The sequence below is a fragment of the Corynebacterium sp. HMSC074C11 genome, from assembly GCF_001809455.1.
In the GTDB taxonomy this organism is placed as follows: Bacteria; Actinomycetota; Actinomycetes; order Mycobacteriales; family Mycobacteriaceae; genus Corynebacterium; species Corynebacterium amycolatum.
In genome coordinates this window covers 211669-231391 of sequence record NZ_KV797730.1, presented here as the reverse complement: position 1 = coordinate 231391, position 19723 = coordinate 211669, and the positions used below count along the sequence as shown (strand labels likewise).

General features: G+C 58.3%; 18 protein-coding genes and 5 tRNA genes. 8 read left to right on the top strand and 15 right to left on the bottom strand.

Going from position 1 to position 19723, the window contains the following annotated elements:
- Positions 1 to 41: 41 nt before the first annotated feature.
- The 4 genes from HMPREF2614_RS06390 to HMPREF2614_RS06375 form a co-directional block, all read right to left on the bottom strand.
- Positions 42 to 114, bottom strand: a tRNA-Phe gene (locus HMPREF2614_RS06390).
- Between the two features lie 19 nt (positions 115 to 133).
- A tRNA-Asp gene (locus tag HMPREF2614_RS06385) sits at positions 134 to 210 on the bottom strand.
- A 582-nt stretch (positions 211 to 792) separates the two neighbouring features.
- Positions 793 to 866 (bottom strand) — tRNA-Asp (locus tag HMPREF2614_RS06380).
- Positions 867 to 880: 14 nt separating this feature from the next.
- A tRNA-Glu gene (locus HMPREF2614_RS06375) sits at positions 881 to 956 on the bottom strand.
- A 200-nt stretch (positions 957 to 1156) separates the two neighbouring features.
- On the opposite strand from HMPREF2614_RS06375, the gene HMPREF2614_RS06370 reads away from it, so the two are divergent.
- Positions 1157 to 1687, top strand: a complete 531-nt coding sequence (locus tag HMPREF2614_RS06370) for an NUDIX hydrolase (RefSeq protein WP_038626468.1) — start codon at positions 1157 to 1159, stop codon at positions 1685 to 1687.
- Positions 1688 to 1762: 75 nt separating this feature from the next.
- On the opposite strand, the gene HMPREF2614_RS06365 is transcribed toward HMPREF2614_RS06370, so the two are convergent.
- Positions 1763 to 1835 (bottom strand) — tRNA-Lys (locus HMPREF2614_RS06365).
- Between the two features lie 237 nt (positions 1836 to 2072).
- Here HMPREF2614_RS06365 and dusB point away from each other — a divergent pair.
- Together dusB and phoU are read left to right on the top strand one after the other, a co-directional pair.
- The gene (gene dusB, locus HMPREF2614_RS06360; protein ID WP_049181158.1) at positions 2073 to 3230 is read left to right on the top strand and encodes a tRNA dihydrouridine synthase DusB; all 1158 of its coding nucleotides are present in this window, start codon (positions 2073 to 2075) and stop codon (positions 3228 to 3230) included.
- A 90-nt stretch (positions 3231 to 3320) separates the two neighbouring features.
- Complete coding sequence (gene phoU / locus HMPREF2614_RS06355) at positions 3321 to 4058, top strand: phosphate signaling complex protein PhoU (protein WP_080972852.1); 738 nt, start codon at positions 3321 to 3323, stop codon at positions 4056 to 4058.
- 447 nt (positions 4059 to 4505) lie between these two features.
- Here phoU and pstB read toward each other — a convergent pair whose 3' ends face one another.
- The 5 genes from pstB to mshD form a co-directional block, all read right to left on the bottom strand.
- A complete protein-coding gene (pstB, locus tag HMPREF2614_RS06350; protein ID WP_016421380.1) occupies positions 4506 to 5282 on the bottom strand; it encodes a phosphate ABC transporter ATP-binding protein PstB in 777 nt (258 codons plus the stop codon).
- A gap of 48 nt (positions 5283 to 5330) precedes the next feature.
- Positions 5331 to 6224 carry a phosphate ABC transporter permease PstA gene (pstA, locus tag HMPREF2614_RS06345; RefSeq protein ID WP_049181148.1) on the bottom strand — a complete coding sequence of 298 codons (894 nt, stop codon included), beginning with the start codon at positions 6222 to 6224 and terminating at the stop codon, positions 5331 to 5333.
- A gap of 77 nt (positions 6225 to 6301) precedes the next feature.
- Entirely contained in the window at positions 6302 to 7345 is a 1044-nt protein-coding gene (gene pstC / locus HMPREF2614_RS06340) for a phosphate ABC transporter permease subunit PstC (protein ID WP_049181149.1), read from the bottom strand.
- Positions 7346 to 7581: 236 nt separating this feature from the next.
- Complete coding sequence (pstS, locus tag HMPREF2614_RS06335) at positions 7582 to 8634, bottom strand: phosphate ABC transporter substrate-binding protein PstS (RefSeq protein WP_070560555.1); 1053 nt, start codon at positions 8632 to 8634, stop codon at positions 7582 to 7584.
- Between the two features lie 360 nt (positions 8635 to 8994).
- A complete protein-coding gene (gene mshD / locus HMPREF2614_RS06330) occupies positions 8995 to 9903 on the bottom strand; it encodes a mycothiol synthase (RefSeq protein ID WP_038626474.1) in 909 nt (302 codons plus the stop codon).
- Between the two features lie 81 nt (positions 9904 to 9984).
- On the opposite strand from mshD, the gene HMPREF2614_RS06325 reads away from it, so the two are divergent.
- Both HMPREF2614_RS06325 and HMPREF2614_RS06320 read left to right on the top strand, forming a co-directional pair.
- Positions 9985 to 10842: an LmeA family phospholipid-binding protein gene (locus HMPREF2614_RS06325; RefSeq protein ID WP_038626476.1), complete on the top strand. Its 858-nt coding sequence runs from the start codon at positions 9985 to 9987 to the stop codon at positions 10840 to 10842.
- A gap of 101 nt (positions 10843 to 10943) precedes the next feature.
- Positions 10944 to 11624, top strand: coding sequence for a heme-binding beta-barrel domain-containing protein (locus tag HMPREF2614_RS06320; protein WP_038626478.1), 681 nt, complete (start codon positions 10944 to 10946; stop codon positions 11622 to 11624).
- A gap of 93 nt (positions 11625 to 11717) precedes the next feature.
- Here the strand turns inward: HMPREF2614_RS06320 and HMPREF2614_RS06315 are convergent, their stop codons facing one another.
- Entirely contained in the window at positions 11718 to 12605 is an 888-nt protein-coding gene (locus HMPREF2614_RS06315; protein ID WP_038626480.1) for an aminodeoxychorismate lyase, read from the bottom strand.
- A gap of 80 nt (positions 12606 to 12685) precedes the next feature.
- On the opposite strand from HMPREF2614_RS06315, the gene HMPREF2614_RS06310 reads away from it, so the two are divergent.
- Positions 12686 to 13840 carry a CAF17-like 4Fe-4S cluster assembly/insertion protein YgfZ gene (locus HMPREF2614_RS06310; RefSeq protein WP_083300208.1) on the top strand — a complete coding sequence of 385 codons (1155 nt, stop codon included), beginning with the start codon at positions 12686 to 12688 and terminating at the stop codon, positions 13838 to 13840.
- Positions 13841 to 14100: 260 nt separating this feature from the next.
- Positions 14101 to 14283, top strand: coding sequence for a DUF3073 domain-containing protein (locus HMPREF2614_RS06305; protein WP_005511943.1), 183 nt, complete (start codon positions 14101 to 14103; stop codon positions 14281 to 14283).
- A gap of 343 nt (positions 14284 to 14626) precedes the next feature.
- On the opposite strand, the gene purM is transcribed toward HMPREF2614_RS06305, so the two are convergent.
- The 3 genes from purM to HMPREF2614_RS06290 form a co-directional block, all read right to left on the bottom strand.
- On the bottom strand, positions 14627 to 15691 hold the full coding sequence (gene purM / locus HMPREF2614_RS06300) for a phosphoribosylformylglycinamidine cyclo-ligase (protein WP_049181152.1): 1065 nt from the start codon (positions 15689 to 15691) through the stop codon (positions 14627 to 14629).
- Between the two features lie 158 nt (positions 15692 to 15849).
- Complete coding sequence (purF, locus tag HMPREF2614_RS06295) at positions 15850 to 17418, bottom strand: amidophosphoribosyltransferase (protein ID WP_038626484.1); 1569 nt, start codon at positions 17416 to 17418, stop codon at positions 15850 to 15852.
- A 51-nt stretch (positions 17419 to 17469) separates the two neighbouring features.
- Positions 17470 to 17910 (bottom strand): sterol carrier family protein, encoded by a 441-nt coding sequence (locus HMPREF2614_RS06290; protein ID WP_038626486.1) that lies wholly within the window; start codon positions 17908 to 17910, stop codon positions 17470 to 17472.
- Positions 17911 to 17939: 29 nt separating this feature from the next.
- Between HMPREF2614_RS06290 and HMPREF2614_RS06285 the strand changes: the two genes are divergently transcribed.
- Positions 17940 to 18947: an acyl-CoA thioesterase gene (locus HMPREF2614_RS06285; RefSeq protein ID WP_038626488.1), complete on the top strand. Its 1008-nt coding sequence runs from the start codon at positions 17940 to 17942 to the stop codon at positions 18945 to 18947.
- Here HMPREF2614_RS06285 and HMPREF2614_RS06280 read toward each other — a convergent pair.
- Positions 18944 to 19651: a hypothetical protein gene (locus tag HMPREF2614_RS06280; RefSeq protein WP_016421393.1), complete on the bottom strand. Its 708-nt coding sequence runs from the start codon at positions 19649 to 19651 to the stop codon at positions 18944 to 18946. The genes HMPREF2614_RS06285 and HMPREF2614_RS06280 overlap by 4 nt on opposite strands.
- Positions 19652 to 19723 lie beyond the last annotated feature (72 nt).

Genomic DNA, 19723 nt, shown 5'->3' with positions numbered 1-19723 from the left:
ACAAAGAATCCCCAGTCCGTTTCCGGACTGGGGATTAATTGTGGCCAGAAGCGGGATCGAACCGCTGACCTTCCACTTTTCAGGCGGACGCTCTACCGACTGAGCTATCTGGCCAGACTTGAAATTAATCAAGTGGCGACCCTGACGGGACTTGAACCCGCGACCTCCGCCGTGACAGGGCGGCGCGCTAACCAACTGCGCCACAGGGCCTTAAATGCTGTGCTCATCTTTCTGGATTACCAGCGCTGCGCACGAGTTGTTACTCTACAGAACAGCGCTAAACATAAGCAAATCGCCAGTTCATAGCAGATATTTTAAGTTGAAAACTGACATCTGGCCCCGGGGCTCGGGGAAACCTAGACTGTGGCGCCCCGGTGGCAGCGACGGGTTAACAGACAAAAGTATGTCCGCTCAGTATGTCGCCGGGTGGACGCTTTTTGCCACTTAGCTCTTAATGCGAGTTACTGACTGCATTTATGTCTGGCGGCGTTGGGTCGATGCGAGTTACTGACTGCGTTTATGTCAAAAATGGCCCGAAAAATGGCCTGAAAGTGTCATAAACTCGCACAGTTTCACATTTGCAGCCCACATTCGCTTGTGCAGCCCGCAATCTTTCGGACTGTCAGTTTTGCTACTTGACCCCGGGTTGTGGAGCTGCCGCAGTTGGGGGGGGCAGTCACTATCTTGAGAATCAAACACACTTTTTGTCCCCCCCCCACATACCGACGCCCAGCGCACCACTAACCAAAAGCAAAAAACACCAGCTCCAACCGGAACTGGTGTTTAGAATTGCGACCCTGACGGGACTTGAACCCGCGACCTCCGCCGTGACAGGGCGGCGCGCTAACCAACTGCGCCACAGGGCCATCATGATTTTTAGTGGTACTCCCAACGGGATTCGAACCCGTGTTGCCGCCGTGAAAGGGCGGAGTCCTAGGCCTCTAGACGATGGGAGCCCGACTTGACGCTGCAAAGAGCTGGCCACTCAATGACACATTCCGCGTACGTCTGCAGTGCATGAACACTGTATTTGCGCGCGCTCTTGGCAACGTAAAGAACTATAGAGGATAAGTACCCTTTTCCCAAAATCCACAGCTGAACTGGAATTTCTTACTATTTACGAAAGCACTATTAGCGCTCCGATAAGCTCGTCACTATGGCAACTCCGGATTTCATTGTTCAGCTCCGCGAAAAAATAGGCCACGCTCCGCTATGGCTCCCCGGTGTCACAGCTGTCGTCATTCGCGATGTTCCGCCGAATGCACCGATGTACGCCCTGCCTGAGGTATTGCTGGTTCGCCGCTCCGATAATGGGGAATGGACTCCAGTTACCGGAATCATCGACCCAAACGAGCAGCCTCACGACGCCGCCGTGCGGGAGGTAAAAGAAGAAACTGGACTCGATGTCACAGTCGAGGCCCTGCTCGGCACCGGCGCCGTCGGCCCTGTCGAATACCCCAATGGCGATGTCACCTCTTACGTGGATATCGCCATGCGCTGCAGTGTTGTTGGCGACGACGTCCCCCATGTCGCTGACGACGAATCGACCGAAGTCGGATGGTTTCAGATCTCACAGATGCCACCTATGAAGCCACGCTTCCGTCTAATAGTCGCCGATGCTGTCGCGCAGCTCAAGCACCCCGCGGGCTTCAAGCCGCGAATGGGTTACCACAAGCGGGAGAAGTAGCTGCCGCGAAAGGGCAAAACAGGCAAGATACGACAAAACCCCAGGCTGTTAATCACCTGGGGTTTTGCGTGCTTGTGGGCCCTGCGGGGCTCGAACCCGCGACCTGCGGATTAAAAGTCCGTAGCTCTACCAACTGAGCTAAAGGCCCGCGCAAGAAAATAGCCTAGCAATTGCGCGCTAACTTTTAATAATCACCCCACACTTGCGATGGAACTACTGAAACACTCGTGGGATAAATGAGCGCAGTCAAACGCACGACCAATCCAACCGGCCGACCAAAACAGATTCGAAAACGGCAGTTCAGCGTGACACAATACTGTACGTGTTAGATACCTCCACGAGTCCACTCAGCGCCGCCAAGCCCGCCGATGCCACGTCCGCGCACATGCACATCGGCCCCTTTGAGCTCGCTTCCCCCGTGGTACTCGCTCCGATGGCCGGTGTCACCAACGTGGCATTCCGCACGCTGTGCCGCGAGCAGGAGCTGCAGCGTACAGGCACGGTCTCCGGCCTCTATGTCTGCGAGATGGTCACCGCGCGAGCACTGGTCGAGCGCAACGAGAAGACCATGCACATGACCACCTTCGCGCCCGACGAAAACCCGCGCAGCCTGCAGCTCTACACCACTGACCCAAAGTGGACCTACGAGGCCGCGAAGATGATTGTCGACGAAAACCTCGCCGACCACATCGATATGAATTTCGGCTGCCCGGTACCTAAGGTCACCCGCAAGGGCGGCGGCTCAGCACTGCCGTATAAGCGCCGCCTCTTCGGCAACATCGTCGCCGCTGCTGTCAAGGCCACGGAGGGCACCGACATCCCGGTGACCGTGAAGTTCCGCGTCGGTATCGACGACGAGCACCACACGCATCTCGATGCCGGCCGCATCGCCGCCGAGATGGGTGCCCAGGCTGTGGCTCTGCACGCCCGCACCGCGGCGCAGCGCTACTCCGGTCACGCCGACTGGTCGCAGATCGCGCGGTTGAAGGAGCACATGGTCGACTCCGGCTTCAGCAATATCCCGGTGCTTGGCAACGGCGACATCTTCGCCTCTACCGATGCCCGCAAAATGCTCGACGAGACCGGCTGCGACGGTGTCGTCGTCGGTCGTGGCTGCCTTGGTCGCCCGTGGCTATTCGCGCAGTTGTCCGCCGAGCTGCGTGGCAAAGAAGTGCCGCCGGCACCAACATTTGGTGAGGTCGCGGGGATTATCCGTCGTCACGCGGAACTGCTCGTGGAGCACGAGGGAGAGCGTAAGGGTTGCCGCGACCTGCGCAAGCACATCGCCTGGTACCTGCGGGGATACCCGGCAGGCGGCGAGGTGCGCAAGTCTCTCGCACGCGTCGATTCGCTGGCAACGCTCGACGAGATTCTCACGCCGCTTTACGACGGCCCCAGCGCCCACGCCCGCCCGGAGGACGCCGACGGCGCCCGCGGCCGACAAGGGTCCCCTGCAAAGGTGGTCTTGCCGGAGGGCTGGCTGGACGACCCGGAGGACGACACCGTGCCTGAAGGCGCGGAGATTATGCACTCCGGTGGCTAAGCTTCGGTTCTGAGCGAGTGTTTACATAACTTTACGAGGGGTAATTGGGGGCTCCCCACTAACGCGCGACCTTGTTGAGGATTGCCTACTATGGAACGCATGCGCACTGTCTACCGAGAACAAATGGACAACTTGGCCCACAGCCTGATTGTGATGTGTGACCGAGTTGGATCCATGCACAAGCTTGCGAACAAGGCCCTCTTTGAGGCTGATTTAGTCTCGGCTGAAACCGTTCTTTCCCAGATTGATTCTCTCGAGGACCTGCGCCAGGATGCGGAGCAGCGAGCCTTTGAGCTGTTGGCACGCGAAGCTCCTGTAGCTGGTGACCTCCGGCAGATTGTCAGTGGCCTCTACATTGTCGAGGACATCTCCCGCATGGGCGCGTTGAGTGTGCATATTGCCAACGTTGCCCGACGTCGCCACCCGAACAAGGCACTGCCGGAGCCCGTGGAGGGATTTTTCCGCGAGATGGCCACTGTATCTGAGCAGATGACGCACGAAACCCGTCAGGTACTCATCGACTACAACGTTGACCAGGCATTGGCCTTAGATAAGACCGATGACAGCATCGACGACATCCATCAGCACCTGTTTACGCTGACCAACGACGATAATTGGCCACACACCCCCGCGCAGACGGTGGATGTCACCCTGCTGAGTCGCTTCTACGAGCGCTACGCGGATCACGCCGTCGAGGTTGCGGCCCGGATTGTTTACCTGGCCACCGGTTACAAGCGCGATGTCTACCTGGACAAGCTTGAGGACGAGCGCGACCAGCGCAGCTTTAACCAACGCCTGCAGGCCTTGGAGCGTCACCTGCGGATGTAGGTTCGTGAAGTTGCAGGCTGCTGGGGTGAGTGTTGGGTTGCTCAGGAGGGCTGGGTGTTGTGCTGCTAAGCTGGGCTGGGTGTTGGACTGCTCGGCGGGTTTCAGGCCGGAGTGGAGCCGTTTTTAAGTCACACCAGGCTAAACACCGCCCCAGCCAAACACCGCCCCACCCCGAGAAAGTGACTAGGTTTATGACACTTTACTGCGAGTAAACGTTATTCATCTGACATAAACCTAGTCAGTAACTGTTTGATCCCGCCACAAAAACTGTGTGCCCCGGCACAAAACACCTCCGCGGTTAGACAATCGGGTGGCAAAACATGTGCTCGACATAGCAATCTCATAAACCGCAACAACAAAAAGAGCCCCGTACCTCGCGTGCACACGCGTGAGGTACTGGGCTCTTGCTTTTTGATTATTTTGGCCATTAAGGCATACGCAAAGCGTTTAGCCGAAGCGACCGGAGATGTAGTCCTCGGTTTCCTTCTTGTCCGGATTCTCGAAGATCTTCTTGGTCGGGCCAACCTCGACCAGGCGACCCGGCTTACCGGTTGCCTCGAGGGAGAAGAATGCGGTCTGATCGGACACACGAGCTGCCTGCTGCATGTTGTGGGTCACGATGACGATGGTGAATTCTTCCTTCAGCTCGTGAATCAGGTCCTCGATTGCCAGGGTGGAAATCGGGTCCAGTGCGGAACACGGCTCGTCCATCAGCAGAACTTCCGGCTCAACTGCAATTGCGCGTGCGATGCACAGACGCTGCTGCTGACCACCGGAGAGGCCGCCGCCCGGCTTGTCCAGGCGGTCCTTGACCTCATCCCAGAGGTTGGCGCCGCGCAGGGACTTCTCGGCAACCTCCTGGAGATGAGCCTTGTTCTTAACACCGGCCAACTTCAGGCCAGCCACGACATTGTCCTCGATGGACATGGTCGGGAACGGGTTCGGACGCTGGAACACCATACCGATGGTGTTACGAACGGAGACCGGGTCGATCTTCGGGCCATAGATGTTTTCGCCGTCGAGAAGCACCTCGCCAGTGACGTAGGCACCCGGGATGACCTCGTGCATACGGTTCAGCGAACGGAGCACGGTGGACTTACCACAGCCGGACGGGCCAATGAATGCGGTAACGGAACGCGGCGGGACGTGCAGGTCGACGTTCTGCACAGCGTGGAAATCGCCGTAGTAGATGTTGACATCGTTAAGGTCTAGGCGCTTAGCCATGGTCTTTCGAAAACCTTCCTTGAAATAGCGGACGTTAGGCGCCCAGCATTAACTGCTCTTGACGGAGAACTTGGCGGATACGACGCGCGCCAGGATATTGATGAGGGCAATGATGAGAACCAGCGTGAGCGCTGCGCCCCACATCTTGTCGAATGCCGCACCGGTATTACCGGCCTTGTACATGTCCAGCATGAACAGTGGCAGCGAGGACTGCGACTGGCCGAACGGGTTGTAGGTAATGATTCGCGAGGTTGCAACCAGAATCAGCATCGGTGCGGACTCACCCATAACGCGGGCGACGGCCAGCATGATGCCGGTGACGATGCCCGACAGTGCGGTCGGGAGCACAATCTTCAAAATGGTCTTCCACTTCGGAACACCCAGAGCGTAAGAGGCTTCACGCAACTCGTGCGGAACGATGCGCAACATTTCCTCGGTGTTGCGGACCACGATCGGCAGCATCAGCAGAACCAGTGCCAGCGACACGGCGAAGCCGGAGCGGCTCATGCCGAACATGACCACCCACATCGAGTAGATGAACAGCGACGCAACGATCGACGGCACACCGGAGAGGATGTCGACCATGAAGGTGGTGACCTTGCCCAAGCGGGAGTTACCTGCGTACTCGACCAAGTAGATGGCGACGAAGATACCGAACGGCACGGTCATGAGAGTTGTGACCAGAGCCTGAACCAAGGTACCGACGATTGCGTGAGCAACACCGCCGGCAGACGCACCAACGGTGACACCGCGCTGGGAAGCAGTCCACCACTCACCACTCAGCAGCGACGGGGTACCTCGGACGACAAGCTCAAAGAGAACCCACACCAGCGGGATTAGGGCAAGAGCCATGCAGCAGTAAATGAGGACCGTGGAGACGTTGTCCGCTACCTTGCGGGAACCCTTAATCTGGGTGAATGCCGACTCCGTGGTGGGGACCATGTCTGCGGGGCCGTGAGGCGAAGAATCAGTAGTTGAACTAGTCATTGTTACTTCTCGTTTCTTTTCCTACGACCTTGCTACTTCTTCGCAATGATTCGGGCTGCGGAGTTGACCACGAAGGTCAGCAAGAACAGCACCAAACCTGCGGACATGTATGCGCCGGCCTTGAGGTTGTCATTGAACTCCGGTGCCGCATTGGCAATCGCGGTTGCGAAGGTGGTACCGCCGTCGAAAAGCGAACCACGGAATGCCGAAGACGGGGAGATCACGAGGTACAGAGCCATCGTCTCACCGAGGGCACGTCCCAGACCCAGCATCGAGCCAGAGATAAAGCCAGAACGACCGAATGGCAGAATAGCCAGCTTGACCATCTCCCAACGGGTCGCACCGAGAGCCAGCGATGCCTCAATGTGACCACGCGGGGTCTGAACAAAGACCTCACGGGTGGTAGCCGCGATAACCGGCAGAATCATAATTGCTAGCACAATGCCACCGGTGAAGAGGTTTCGACCGGTCTCGAAGGCCGGTGAGTTTGGGTACAGGGCAAACATCGGGATAAAGCCCAGTGTCTTAGCCAACCACCCGTACAGACCGGCCAATGCCGGACCGAGAGCCATAAAGCCCCACAGACCGTAAACAATCGACGGCACTGCGGCCAGCAAATCCACGAGGTATCCCAGCGGCTTGACCATCTTCTTTGGAGCATAGGCAGTCAGGAAGATGGCAATACCCAGCGCAACCGGCATCGCCAGAATCAGCGCCAGGATGGAAACCGCGACGGTCACCAGAAACATGTTCGGAATACCGAAGTACATGGCGGAGGTATCCGCCAGGTTCCATCGTTCGGTGTAGGTGAAGAAGTTCGCTTCGTTACGGGACATTGCCGGAACTGCGCGCAGGAGCAGGAACACTGCAATTGCGATGATGGCAGCAGTCACCAATGCGGAAGATCCTACCGCCAGAATCTTGAAGATTCGGTCACCAGGACGAACAACGCCGGACTGAATGGCTTGCTCTTCCGAGCTCTCGTCGCCGGAGGAATCCACCTGCGGTGCTGAGGACTGCAACAGACTGCTGTCTACAGCCTCCTGCTTCCCTTCAATGGGAGTCGAGGAACTCATGATCTCATTTCCTAAGTAGAAGTGATTTGTGCTTCAACGCACATGAAGACCGATTGGCCTCAGTGCCCCTCTACGAGCGGTACCCAATCAACTGAGGTGTCGATATATAAAGCCAACCGGTCTACGTCAGGTTTTCGGCCTACAGCTCAAATCTGCGTGGCCGGCTGAAGTAATCCTCGCGCCAACCGGGTAACAACAGAACCAACTCTGCTTTCACCCGCGTTGCACGCAAAGAATTACTTGATAGCGTCAACCGCTGCGGACAACTTGTCCTTGAACTCACCCTGAACCGGGATGTAACCCAGCTCTTCGAGCTCTGGGCCCTGGCCCTCTTCCAGAACAACCTTCAGGAAGCTCTTAACCAGATCACGAGTCTCCTCGTCGTAACCAGCGGAGCAGACGATTTCGTAGGTGGTCAGAATCAGCGGGTAAGCGCCATTCTCATCCATTGCGAACAGAGCGTCGGTGTCAACAACCATGTCGTGACCCTCAGTCTTGAACGTGACGGAATCCAGAGCCTTACCGACGGTGTCGTTGTTCAGCTCAACCGGGCCATGACCAAAGTCCATCTTGGCGATGCCCAGGTCCTTGTCCTTAGCGAAACCAGCCTCAACGTAGGTGATAGCACCGTCGATGTTGGAAACCTCGTCGACAACACCAGCCGAGCCGTTAGCGCCCTGTCCAGTAGCAGTCGGGAAGGACTTGGAAGCCTCGTGCTTCCACTGCTCCGGAGCAGCTGCGCTCAGGAACTTCATGAAGTTATCAGTAGTACCGGACTCCTCAGAGCGGTAGACAACCTTGATGTCCTTCTCCGGCAGCTTCGCGTCCTTGTTGACCTCAGCAATCTTCGGGTCGTTCCACTTGGTGATCTTGCCGTCGAAGATTTCAGCAACCAGTGCCGGGGTCAGAGTGACATCAACGCCCTCGAGGTTGTAGGCAACGGCAACCGGACCGATAACCATCGGCAGGTGCCATGCGTCGTTACCATCGCAGCGCTTCTTAGCCTCTGCAACCTGGTCCTTGCCGTCCTTCTCCTTCAGCGGAGAGTCGGAGCCAGCGAAAGCAACGGTACCGGCAATGAACTGAGTTTGACCGGAACCAGAGCCAGATGCGTTGTACGACAGGGTCGAACCGGCCTCTTCAAACTTGGTGGCGAACAGGTCCATCGCACGCTGCTGCGAGGTAGCGCCCTCGCCCTGCAGCGTTCCCCCTTCAGCACAAGCGGCCAGGGTGAGACTTGCAACAGCGACCAGGCCAATGACGGATGCCGCACGGTTCTTCTTCAGCACAGTAAATCCTCCGGGTTTACACAATGAGTGAAACAGTTCTCGTGGAACCGCCACACTCCGGTCCACTGCGCTGAACCTATCTACCGATAGTAACCGGAACCTGTTCAAAACATTAACAATCGGTGAACGGCGCAAGTAATTCTTTATTTATCCTCATTTCCCCTGTAAGAGGCCCTAAAATGCGCCCCTGAAACACTGAGGATTGGACAACATCTCCCCAAAATCACAAGTATCATTGCCCCCGCGACAGAGGAAAACCACCTAAAACTGAGACAAACCTAAGCTCGCCCTCTCCAATAACCTCTCCAATAACTCAGCCCTTCCCCAACAACTCGCCTCCAATAAACCGAACCGTCACATTTACGCGCCGTACATCACATCACGGCGAGCCACTTCAAAGCCAACCGCACGGTAAGTGCGCACTGCCGGAGCATTGTCGCCTTCGACATAGAGAATTACCTTTTCCGCTCCCCGGCTCCGGAGATGGGAAAGCCCAACATTGGTCAACCATCGCCCCAGACCGCGTCCGCGCGCCTTCGAGCTCAGTCCAATCACATAGACCTCACCAGTTGGCACAGACTCCTCAGCGTGCCACTTCGTCCAGTGGAAACCACAAATCTCCTCCGCACTGTCGCGCGCCCCGGCCACATCCGCAGCAAAGAACACGCCCTCCGGGTCGAACCACTGCACATCCCGAGCGCGATCGAGTTGTGGCTGTGACCAACCCCCCTGCTCCGGATGCCAATCAAACGCCTCGTTATTCACTGCCAACCACGCTCGATCTACCGCTGCCGCGCCCCACTTCGCACGTGCCGCAGTCAGGGTCAAGGCTTCAACATCATCACGCTTATCGACGTCCCCCGCCGCCTTCTCCAACGCTGAGCCCGAAACGGACATCTGCAACAGCTCGCGGACAACCTTGCGTCCCGTCAACTCTGCCAAGCGGCTGGCACCGGCGACATCACCGTGAGCCCAGATAGGCAGACGCTCACCGACTTCAGCATCGATGTGCGCAAGCAGCTTCGCTCCCACGCCTTGCCTGCGAAACTCCGGATCAACAACCATCTCCATAGCATCTGGCGCAACGGCTGCCAGGCCCAAATAACGGTCGTTCTCGATAATCGCAAAGTGTCGATGCCCGAAAGAGTCGTCGTCAAGCCCTCGGACGAAAGCCTCGCCGAACGCCTCCACGCCGTCGGTGGAGTGGGCGCGCTGCAGTAGCGTACTGGCGGCGGTGGTGTCTACGTCAAGCAGTTCGGTTACGTTCATACGCCCCACCCTATACACAGCCGCGGATTCAACACTTCCCCGATGTCCGCTGGGCCAAAAGCGATGGGGTACTAATAGAGTGTGTCCATTTCCCGACGACAGAAGAAAATCGGTGGCTCCATCCTCGCCGTTGCCGCGCTGGTGATCGCCACCGACATGGGCTTCGCCAGCCATGCGGAGTACAAGCTCTCCGAGCATATTCAAGAGACTGCACAACTGGAGATGACCCCATACGTCGCCATCGGTGGCAAGGCCTACTTGTCCTCTTTTGTTACGGGTAAGTGGAGCTCCGTAACTTCGCGCATCCGCGATGTGGAGGTACCCGACTTCGGCTTGGTATCTCTGGAGTACGGAGCGTCCAACGTTAAGGTCCCAGCATCGGCAGTGCTCAGCGGAGATTTCCCAGAGTCGCCGACGAAGCAGTACTTCACCAAGCTCTCGCTCGACGGCGTCTCTCTGGGCAACAAGCTGGGGCTGACGGACTTGAGCATCCAGAGTCTGAAGGACTCCTCCCCCACCGGCGGCTGGGAGACCGAGGCAATTTTCGAGGCCACACCAGCCGGATGGCAGGGAAAAACTCAGGTCACGGCGAAGTTGCGCATTGTCAGCCGCGACGTGGTCATTACGCCGATGGAGATTATTTCTGCGCCCTCGTCCCCAACGGATTCTAAGAGCCACGTCAAACCTGAGCTGTCTGAGGCTGATACGCAGCACATCATGAACACCTTCGCTCTGACACTGCGAGATTCGGATATACCGATGGGCATGCCGGCGACTCGCGTGTACGTGTCGGGCGGTTCTATCACCATCGAAGGCGAACAGATTCTGTGCACCGTGTCGCCAACGAACTTCATGCCGCCGACATCACAACAGGATGCCGAGGCGTCAGCACAATCCACGGAGAAGCTGCCGGAGAAGAACTGTCGGGTGCGTCGCTAAGGCCGTCGTCAAGCATCGCCGTTAAACGTCGTTGCAGCGTTGGCACCATGCGCCAACAGCCCATACATGGCCACAAGAGCTTCAGCGGTAGAGTGTGAAGCATGACCGAGAACAATGGCAGCAACCAGACAGACGCCGCTGCACAGGAGCCTGCAGCTGCGGCAGCCCCTCGCCTCGACGGCAACGAGGCCATTAACCGCGCGGCCGAGCAGGCCAAGAGCACCGCTACGCGCAACATCACTGAGCTTGAGGGGCTCCCGATCCCTGACGAGACCGCTAACCTGCGCTTCGGCCCGAATATTCACGACGGCCTGCTGGCACTACTGCCGCTGGTCGGCGTGTGGCGCGGTGAGGGGCAGGCAAACACCGTCGTCGACGGTGAGTACAACTTCGGCCAGCAGGTTATCTTCAGCCACGATGGCGAGAACTACCTGAAGTATGAGTCGCGCATCTGGAAGCTGGATGAAGAAGGCAAACCAACCGGCCCTGACCAGCGCGAAACGGGATTTTGGCGCATCAACAACGATGACGAGATTGAGTTCATCTGCGTCCACTCCACCGGCGTCACTGAGATTTACTACGGCAAGCCGGTCTCCGAGCGCGCATGGGAGCTGCAGGCAGCCTCCACAATGGTCACTGCTACCGGTCCAGCATCACTTGGCCCGGGCAAGCGCCTCTACGGCCTGATGCCGAACAACGATCTCGGCTGGGTGGACGAACGCCTGCGGGATGAGGAATTCACTCCCCGTATGTCCGCGCAGCTCAAGCGTTACGCAGGCTAGGTTCTCCCCCGCTTTACGACGGGCGCTGTGTGGCCTGGCTGCGGGGCCCTATTACTTTGCGCACTACGGCTTGGCGCCCTACTGCGACAAGCCCTACTGCGTCGCCAGCGCCTCGTCACACAGGTCACGGAATTCCTTTTCCGCAGCTACATCCGGCTGCGGAATGGGCTCACCATCGATGGACTTAACCACGACCGCGATGCGCACCGAGGACACTAGCCACACCGCATCAGCGGTGAATAGGTCCCTTGGTACCAGAACCGTCGGAGTGACTTTCCAGCCGCAGTTGGCAGCTGTTTCAAACAGCGCTGCCTGAGTCGTGCCCGGCAGCACTCCTTCACCGGGGTTGGGGGTCAGCAGCTCATTGCCGCGCTGAACGATGATGGTCGATGTCGGGCCTTCCAGGAGCTTTCCCTCTGCGGAGGTGAAGATGACATCGTCAAAACCCTTGGACTTGGCATAGCGTAATGCGGCCATATTAGCCGCGTATGACAACGTTTTCGCGCCGATGAGCGCCCACGGTGCACGGGAGCCAAGGTCGAGCGAGAAACCACGCTCTGCAAGCATGACTGATACCGGCTTCAGGCGATTTTCCGCCACCTTTTTCGCGGAGCTTGCCAAAACGTAGCCAGTCGGCCTTCCAGTGGACTCGCGACCACGCGAGTAAACCCACCGCAACGTCGCATCCCCCTCAATTGACCTATCGCGCAACTCCCGTAGTGCAACCTCGGTAGCCGCCCGCCATTGCTCCAGGTCCGGGGTTGGCAAATCCAGCATTAGCGCTGACGATGCGAACCGCTTCTCGTGCCGGTCAGTATTGCAGGTATGACCACCCCTGACCAGTAGTGTTTCAAAAACTCCGTCGCCGCGAATAGCTCCGAGATCGTCCGCGTAGAGGAACGGCTGTCCTGCCTCGACAGCAATCGGGCCACCGTCTGCGAAGACGTCGATAAGCACTAGAGAAGAAAGCGAATCCGTCATACACACAAGCTTAATCCATGCTTAATTTGGGGATTTCTGGTTAACATGAGGGAGTGAGTGTTGAGTATGTAAGTCCTTTGATGTCTCACGTGGCTGGTGCCGCTGCCCTCGAATTGGGCGGACAGACGGTAGGTTTAGAGAAGGCCTCAGAGAACGCCCCAGACGGAACCTCAGCGAAAAACGTCGAGCAAACCACAGGGCAAGCTAGCGTGGCATGGCACTACGGCCGTCCACTGGTAGAGCAACGTCATCTACAAGAGGACTGCGGAGTAGTAGATCGCTCGTACTACCGCGTTATTGAGGTTACTGGCGAGGATCGCCTGACCTACCTCAACACACTTTTTTCACAGAAGGTCGACGATGCCACCCCCGGCACTGTCACTGAAGCCCTGAACCTGGATGCCAACGGTCACGTTCTCCACCACATGACGCTGACTGTTTTGGACGATTCTGTGCTTATCGACGTGCCCCCTGTTGGCTTCGACTCCCTGCTGAAGTACCTGAACATGATGGTGTTCTGGTCCAAGGTGGAAATTGCTGAGATAGAACGGGCGGTTATTTCCGTCATGGGGCCGGATGCCCCTGAGGTACTGGTGTCCGCCGGCCTCGCATTCCCGCAGGTGGGCAAGGCTACGACGGTGGGGCATTCCTATGTCCGACACCTGCCTTGGCCACGCGGCGGACGTGTGGATGTGCTCGTGCGCCGACAGGATTTAGTCGGTGCTTGGGAAGCGCTGATGGCCGCTGGCGCCTCCCCAGTTGGACTGATGGGATGGGAGGCCGAACGCGTAGTCTCCTTGCGGCCGGAGCTGGGAATCGATGTAGATGAGAAGATGATTCCGCATGAGGCTCCGCGCTGGATTGCCTCTGAATTCGACACGGCTGCCGTGCACTTGGACAAGGGCTGCTATCGCGGCCAAGAGACTGTGTCTCGAGTCCACAATGTTGGTCGCTCCCCCCGAGTTTTGGTGATGCTGCAGCTCGACGGCTCAGCTACTCTGCCGGAAACCGGCGATCCAGTGATGATGGGCAAGCGCGCCGTGGGCCGCGTAGGCACCGTCGTGCAACATGCCGATTACGGCCCGATTGCATTGGCTCTGCTTAAGCGCTCGGCGCAGGAACGCGAGGGCCTTGTGGTGGGTGACTGCGCCGTGGCCGTCGACCCTTCCTCCATCGACCGCGTCGAGCAGCTGCCACCGGGTCGTGTGGCCATCAACCGCCTGCGTGGGAAATAAGTAACGGGAAATAGGTAAAGCCACCAGACAGAGTGGTGAAAAAATAACTTTTTCCATTCTTTTTCAGAAAGGTTATTCCCCCAGTTCACAGTACATATTGAGTTGCCTGAGCGCGAGGACACAACCCACTATGGGCCTCCCCGCGTAACCCCTTCGTCTAAAAATCAGCTATGGTGTCTTACAGGAATTAACGCAATAAGACATAAGTGGGTCGGCCGTATCCCCGTGCCGTCCCACGGATTACACAAGGGGGTCAGGCCATGGGTCGCGGCCGTGCGAAAGCAAAGCAGGCGAAGGTTGCCCGTCAGCTCAAGTACGATTCACCAGAAATGGACTTGGAGCGTCTGCAGCGGGAACTCGTCGGCAAGTCGAACGAGTCCGATCGAGACGACTATTACTCTGACTGGGAGGAATGGGCCTCAGGCGCTGGTCGCGACAGCTAGCGTAAGCTAACCGCTGTCGTATTTTCCGCAAAGCGTTTCTATTTCAATAAAACAAGCACCCGCCAACGATTCCGTTGGTGGGTGCTTGTTTTTGCTTAGTGACCGCGTTTATGCTCGGCCGATTATGCTCGGCCGTGGCGGATCGATCCGAGTTACTGACTGCGTTTATGACAAAAATAGCCCGAAAAACGGCTCGGAAGTGCCATAAACTCGCACAGTTTCACATTTGCAGCCCGTGGTTTTGGGGATCTCAGCTGCTCAACCCGGATGTAGGCGGCTCAGCAGTCGGCCACCCTCCACAGTAGACCAGCCGCCCCAGTCCCGACCAGCCGAAGGCCAAAGCTTAGAAGCGCGGGTGGCTGCCGCGTAAAACAGCCCTATCCTCGCCGGCCTCGCTCTTGCGGACAGTACCCAGCTCCCAAGCGTTGATGTGGCGGGCAGTCAGCAGAGCCAGTGCACGATCGCGATCCTCTGCAGAAACAATCGCAACCATACCAACACCCATGTTGAAGGTCTTCTCCATCTCCTCGCGGGAGACGTTGCCGAGCTCAGCAATGGTCTTGAAGATCGGGCCCGGGGTCCATGTTGCGCGGCTCATGTCAGCGGTCAGGCCTTCCGGCATGATGCGAACCATGTTGCCAGCCAATCCGCCACCGGTGACGTGGCAGAAAGTGCGGACCTCTGCCTCGTTCATGAGAGCCAGGCAGTCCTTCGCATAGATCTTGGTTGGCTCCAGCAGCTCCTCACCGAGGGTACGTCCGAAGTCTTCGACGTAACCGTCGAGCTCCAGACCGGCCTTCTCCAGGAGAACGTAGCGAGCCAGCGAGTAGCCATTGGAGTGAAGTCCAGAGGACTCCATGGCGATAATGACATCGCCCTCACGCACGCGGTCCGGGCCGAGAAGCTTGTCCTCTTCCACGACACCGACGCCGGTAGCGGAGACATCGTACTCGCCTGGTTCCATCACACCCGGGTGCTCTGCAGTCTCGCCGCCCAGGAGGGCGCAACCCGCCTGGACGCATCCCTCGGCGATGCCGGAAACGATCTCGGCGACGTGCTCCGGCACGACCTTGCCAATTGCGATGTAGTCCTGCAGGAACAGCGGCTCGGCGCCGCACACGACCAGGTCATCGACGACCATGGCGACCAGGTCCAGGCCGATGGTGTCGTGCTTGCCGACGGCCTGCGCCACGGCCAACTTGGTCCCCACACCATCGGAGGATGCGGCCAGCAGCGGCTTTTCGTAGTTGCCCAGTGCAAACAGGCCGGCAAAACCGCCGAGCCCGCCACGGACCTCTGGGCGAGTGGCCTTCTTGGCAATCGGGGCGAATAGTTCAACGGCGCGGTCGCCGGCTTCGATGTCGACGCCGGCTGCAGCGTAGGAAGCACCAGAAACGTTCTCGGTCATTAGAGGCTCTCGCTTTAAACTTTCTCCCCCGGGCGGCGTTACTGCCGTATCCGGGAGTATTGGCGGACCGGGAACAAAGCAACGGCTGCAATCCACAGCACCGCTTACGCCTTGTTCTCGGTTCAGTTCTCGTAGTTCATTCTAAGGAGGTTTCGAAGCTAATTGCTCGTTGCGGCTTTGGCAGCCTGGGCTGCCTGCATCCTCTCCACAGCTGCCGCATTCGGATTGCCCTCCGGCAGACCCAGCGGGTACTTGCCATCGAAGCAGGCACAACAGACTTCGGTCTTTGCCTGCTCGGAAGCGGCGACCATGCCATCGATGGAGACAAATCCCAGGCTGTCGGCACCAATCGCGGTTGCGATACCGGCGACGATGTCATTTTCATCCACGCCGTTGGCCAACAGCTCGCCCGGAGAGGCGAAGTCAATGCCGTAGAAGCACGGCCATTTCACCGGCGGCGCGGCGATGCGCACGTGCACTTCCTTCGCACCGGCCTCACGCAGCATGCGAATCAGGGCACGCTGAGTGTTGCCGCGGACGATGGAGTCATCAACCACGACCAAGCGCTTACCGGCGATAACTTCCTTCAGCGGGTTCAGCTTCAGTCGGATGCCCAGCTGACGAATCGTCTGCGAAGGCTGAATGAAGGTACGGCCCACGTAACCGTTTTTGGTCAGCCCCTGACCAAACGGAATGCCCGATTCCTGGGCATAGCCAACCGCCGCCGGGGTTCCGGATTCCGGCACCGGCATTACTAGGTCACCGTCAGCCGGGAACTCACGCGCCAACTGGCGACCTAGCTCAAGGCGCACGGCATTGACAGAGCGACCACGGATGTTGGAGTCCGGGCGCGCCAGGTAGACGTACTCGAAAATGCATCCTGCGTGGGTAGTTTCGGCGAAACGCTGCGAACGGACACCGGAGGCATCAATGGCCACCATCTCGCCCGGCTCAATCTCGCGGACGAATGATGCACCGACGATATCCAGCGCACAGGTCTCAGACGCAACTACCCAGCCACCGGACAGGCGGCCCAAGCACAACGGACGCACACCGTGTGGGTCACGCGCAGCGTACAGCGTTTCGCCATCGGTGAAAGTAAGGCAGAAGGCCCCCTTCAGGCGCGGCAGAAGCGTCAGCGCAGCCGCTTCCACGTTGGTGCTGCAGCCGTGGTCTTCTGGGTGATCAACCTTGCCGGTTTCGTCGGCAAGCAGTGCGGTCATAATTGCGGAGTCGCTAGGCAACTCTCCCTGATCGCGCATCAGCCCCTTATCCACTGCCTCACGGAACAGCGTGAGGTGGTTGGTCAGGTTGCCGTTGTGCCCCAGCGCGATGTCCGTGCCGTCGGAAGCCATCTGGAACATCGGCTGTGCATTCTCCCACGCAGGAGCTCCAGCGGTGGTGTAGCGCGTGTGCCCGACGGCTACGTGCCCCTTCAGAGCGTCGAGCGTCTGCTCATCAAAAACCTGGGAAACAAGCCCGAGATCCTTGAATACGAGAATTTGGTCGCCGTCGCCGACTGCGATACCGGCGGCTTCCTGGCCGCGATGTTGCAGGGCAAACAAGCCATAGTAGGTGAGTTTGGACACGTCTTCGCCAGGTGCCCAAACGCCAAAGACGCCACATTCTTCACGCGGGGATGTCTCCCCCAGATCGTCGTAAGGCGAAATTGGCAACAGTTTGGTCTTTGGTGCACCTGAAATGTTGGTATCGGCCACGACATTCACACTAATAGCCCCACCCGCCCGGGCACCAATTCAGCATCCCCCCAACGGGTTTTAAGAAATGCGCGCCACCGGCAGATGATTCCCGATTTCCGCCGCACGCGTGCCCGACATATCGATGTGCGCCTGCACCTGCTCTAACGTGATCATTCCGCACGCGAGTCCCAGCCAAATCTCCGGCGACATCTCCACGACATTGGGCGGCGTACCGCGTGTGTGCCTGGGCCCCTCAATGCACTGGACCGCGACGAAGGGCGGCACGCGCACCTCGACGCTATGCCCCGGCGCCTCTTGGGCGAGCATCCGCACGGACAGACGCACCGCTTTGGCGAGGCTCGCACGGCTTAACGACGGCCCCTGCGCCCCATCTGCCCCGGCGAAGGAGGCAGCCTTTTGGTCAGATAGCAATTCGCGGCCGAGAAGACGTTGCGCCGCCCAGGGTGCGGCGGTGGAAAGAGCGCTGCGAACGTCGAAAGGCGAGATTTTGGATACCATAACCTCATCCTAGAGTTATGCTTTCATATATGGATACGCAGTCAACTGAAAAAGCTGAACAGGTGCACGCTCCAGCGTCACCATCTCTTGTACTCCGTTTTATGGCGTCGCCGACCGATGTCATTATGGCCGGAACCAATTCCGTCCACGGCGGCCGTGTGTTGCAGTGGATTGACAAGGCCGCTTACGCCTGTGCGACCGGCTGGTCGGGACGCTACTGCGTGACTGCGTACTTCGGTCACATTCACTTCACTCGCCCGATTCCCAGCGGCCACATTGTTGAGGTGCGCTCCAAGATTGCGCATACCGGTCGCAGTTCTATGCACATCGTCAACGAGGTGCTCTCAGCTGATCCGCGCGAGGGCAAGTTCACCCGCGCAGCTGACTGCCTAGTGATCTTCGTGGCCATGGATGAAAATGGTAAGTCGACACCGGTTCCGAAGTGGGTGCCGCAAACGGAGGAAGAAGAGCGTGTTGAAAAGGCCGCTCTTTCCCGTTTTGAGCTCCGCCGCGACATCGAAGCCAGCATGCGCGCGCAAACGTACTCCGCGGATTCCTCTGCACCCGAGCTGACCACACGTTTCCTGGCAAAGCCGACCGATGTTAACTGGGGCGGAAACGTCCACGGCGGTACCGCCATGGAGTGGATTGATGAGGCTGCGACGGCAGTTACCACCAACTGGGCGGGACGCCAGACTATTTCCGTGTACGCAGGTGGTATTCGCTTCTACAACCCAATCCACATTGGCGACCTAGTTGAGGTGCGCGCACGCATCCTGCGCACCGGCACGACCTCGATGCACCTGTCGGTGCAGGTCTACTGCTGTGAGCCCCGCAAGGGTGTCGGCGGACTGCGCAAGGCTCTGCACTCGACCATGACTTATGTCGCAATTGACGACGATTTCAACCCACAGCCGGTACCGCACTTCCAGCCGACGACGGATGAGGACAAGCGCCTGCACGCTCACGATCTGTCGCTGAAGGCGCTGCGTGACAAGTACAGCCCGCTACCGCTGATTGAGCGCGAACAGGATTAAGCCGCCTGGCCGCCCGGCTTCCTGTTTTTCCACCAGATGGATAGGAACATCCAGCCAATCAGCGCGAAGGTGATGTAGGTGACGTACCGGTCAATCGTCTGCAGGGAGCCCTGGATACTTGGGCCAAACTTCAGGCCCAAGTACAGGTAGAAGCACTTGAGCATTGCGGCACAGAGGAAGAGGTACACACCTACTACCCAGCCGCGCACCTTCGCAATACCACCGATGGCCACGACGATCGTGGCCGGAATCGGCGAGAATGGCACAAACGATGCCAGCACACTCAGCCCGATGCGTTCATAGATGAAGTTCTCCATCTTCTTAAACCATCGCGGTGGATGGCCGCCGAAACTCATCGTGATGAATTCCGTGCCCCACTTCTTGCCCATCCAGTAGAAGAACGGCATGAACTTAATTGTCGACAGCGCCGCAATCACCACAACAGCGAAGAGGAAGAGCGGCCTATCCTCGTTTTCCGACGCGAGAATCAGCACCGAGAGATTCGAGCCCGTCAGCCACGTATGCAAAAACGTGTACTTGAGCAGCAAAACCGCGCGGAACGGGATAATTGCAAAGCCGTACACGGCAACCAGCATCAGCGATGCATAGAGAAGCTTGTCTATTTTGTCCGGCTCACGCAGGAAGCTCGGCAGATCCTCACGAGGGTCGTGCTCGGCCTCGTTACGCATGTCGGGTGAAGTCATGAACCACAGTCTAACTGCACGACTCCTTCCGCAGCAGGAGCCGCAGACTATGCCATTACGTACGGCTCAGAC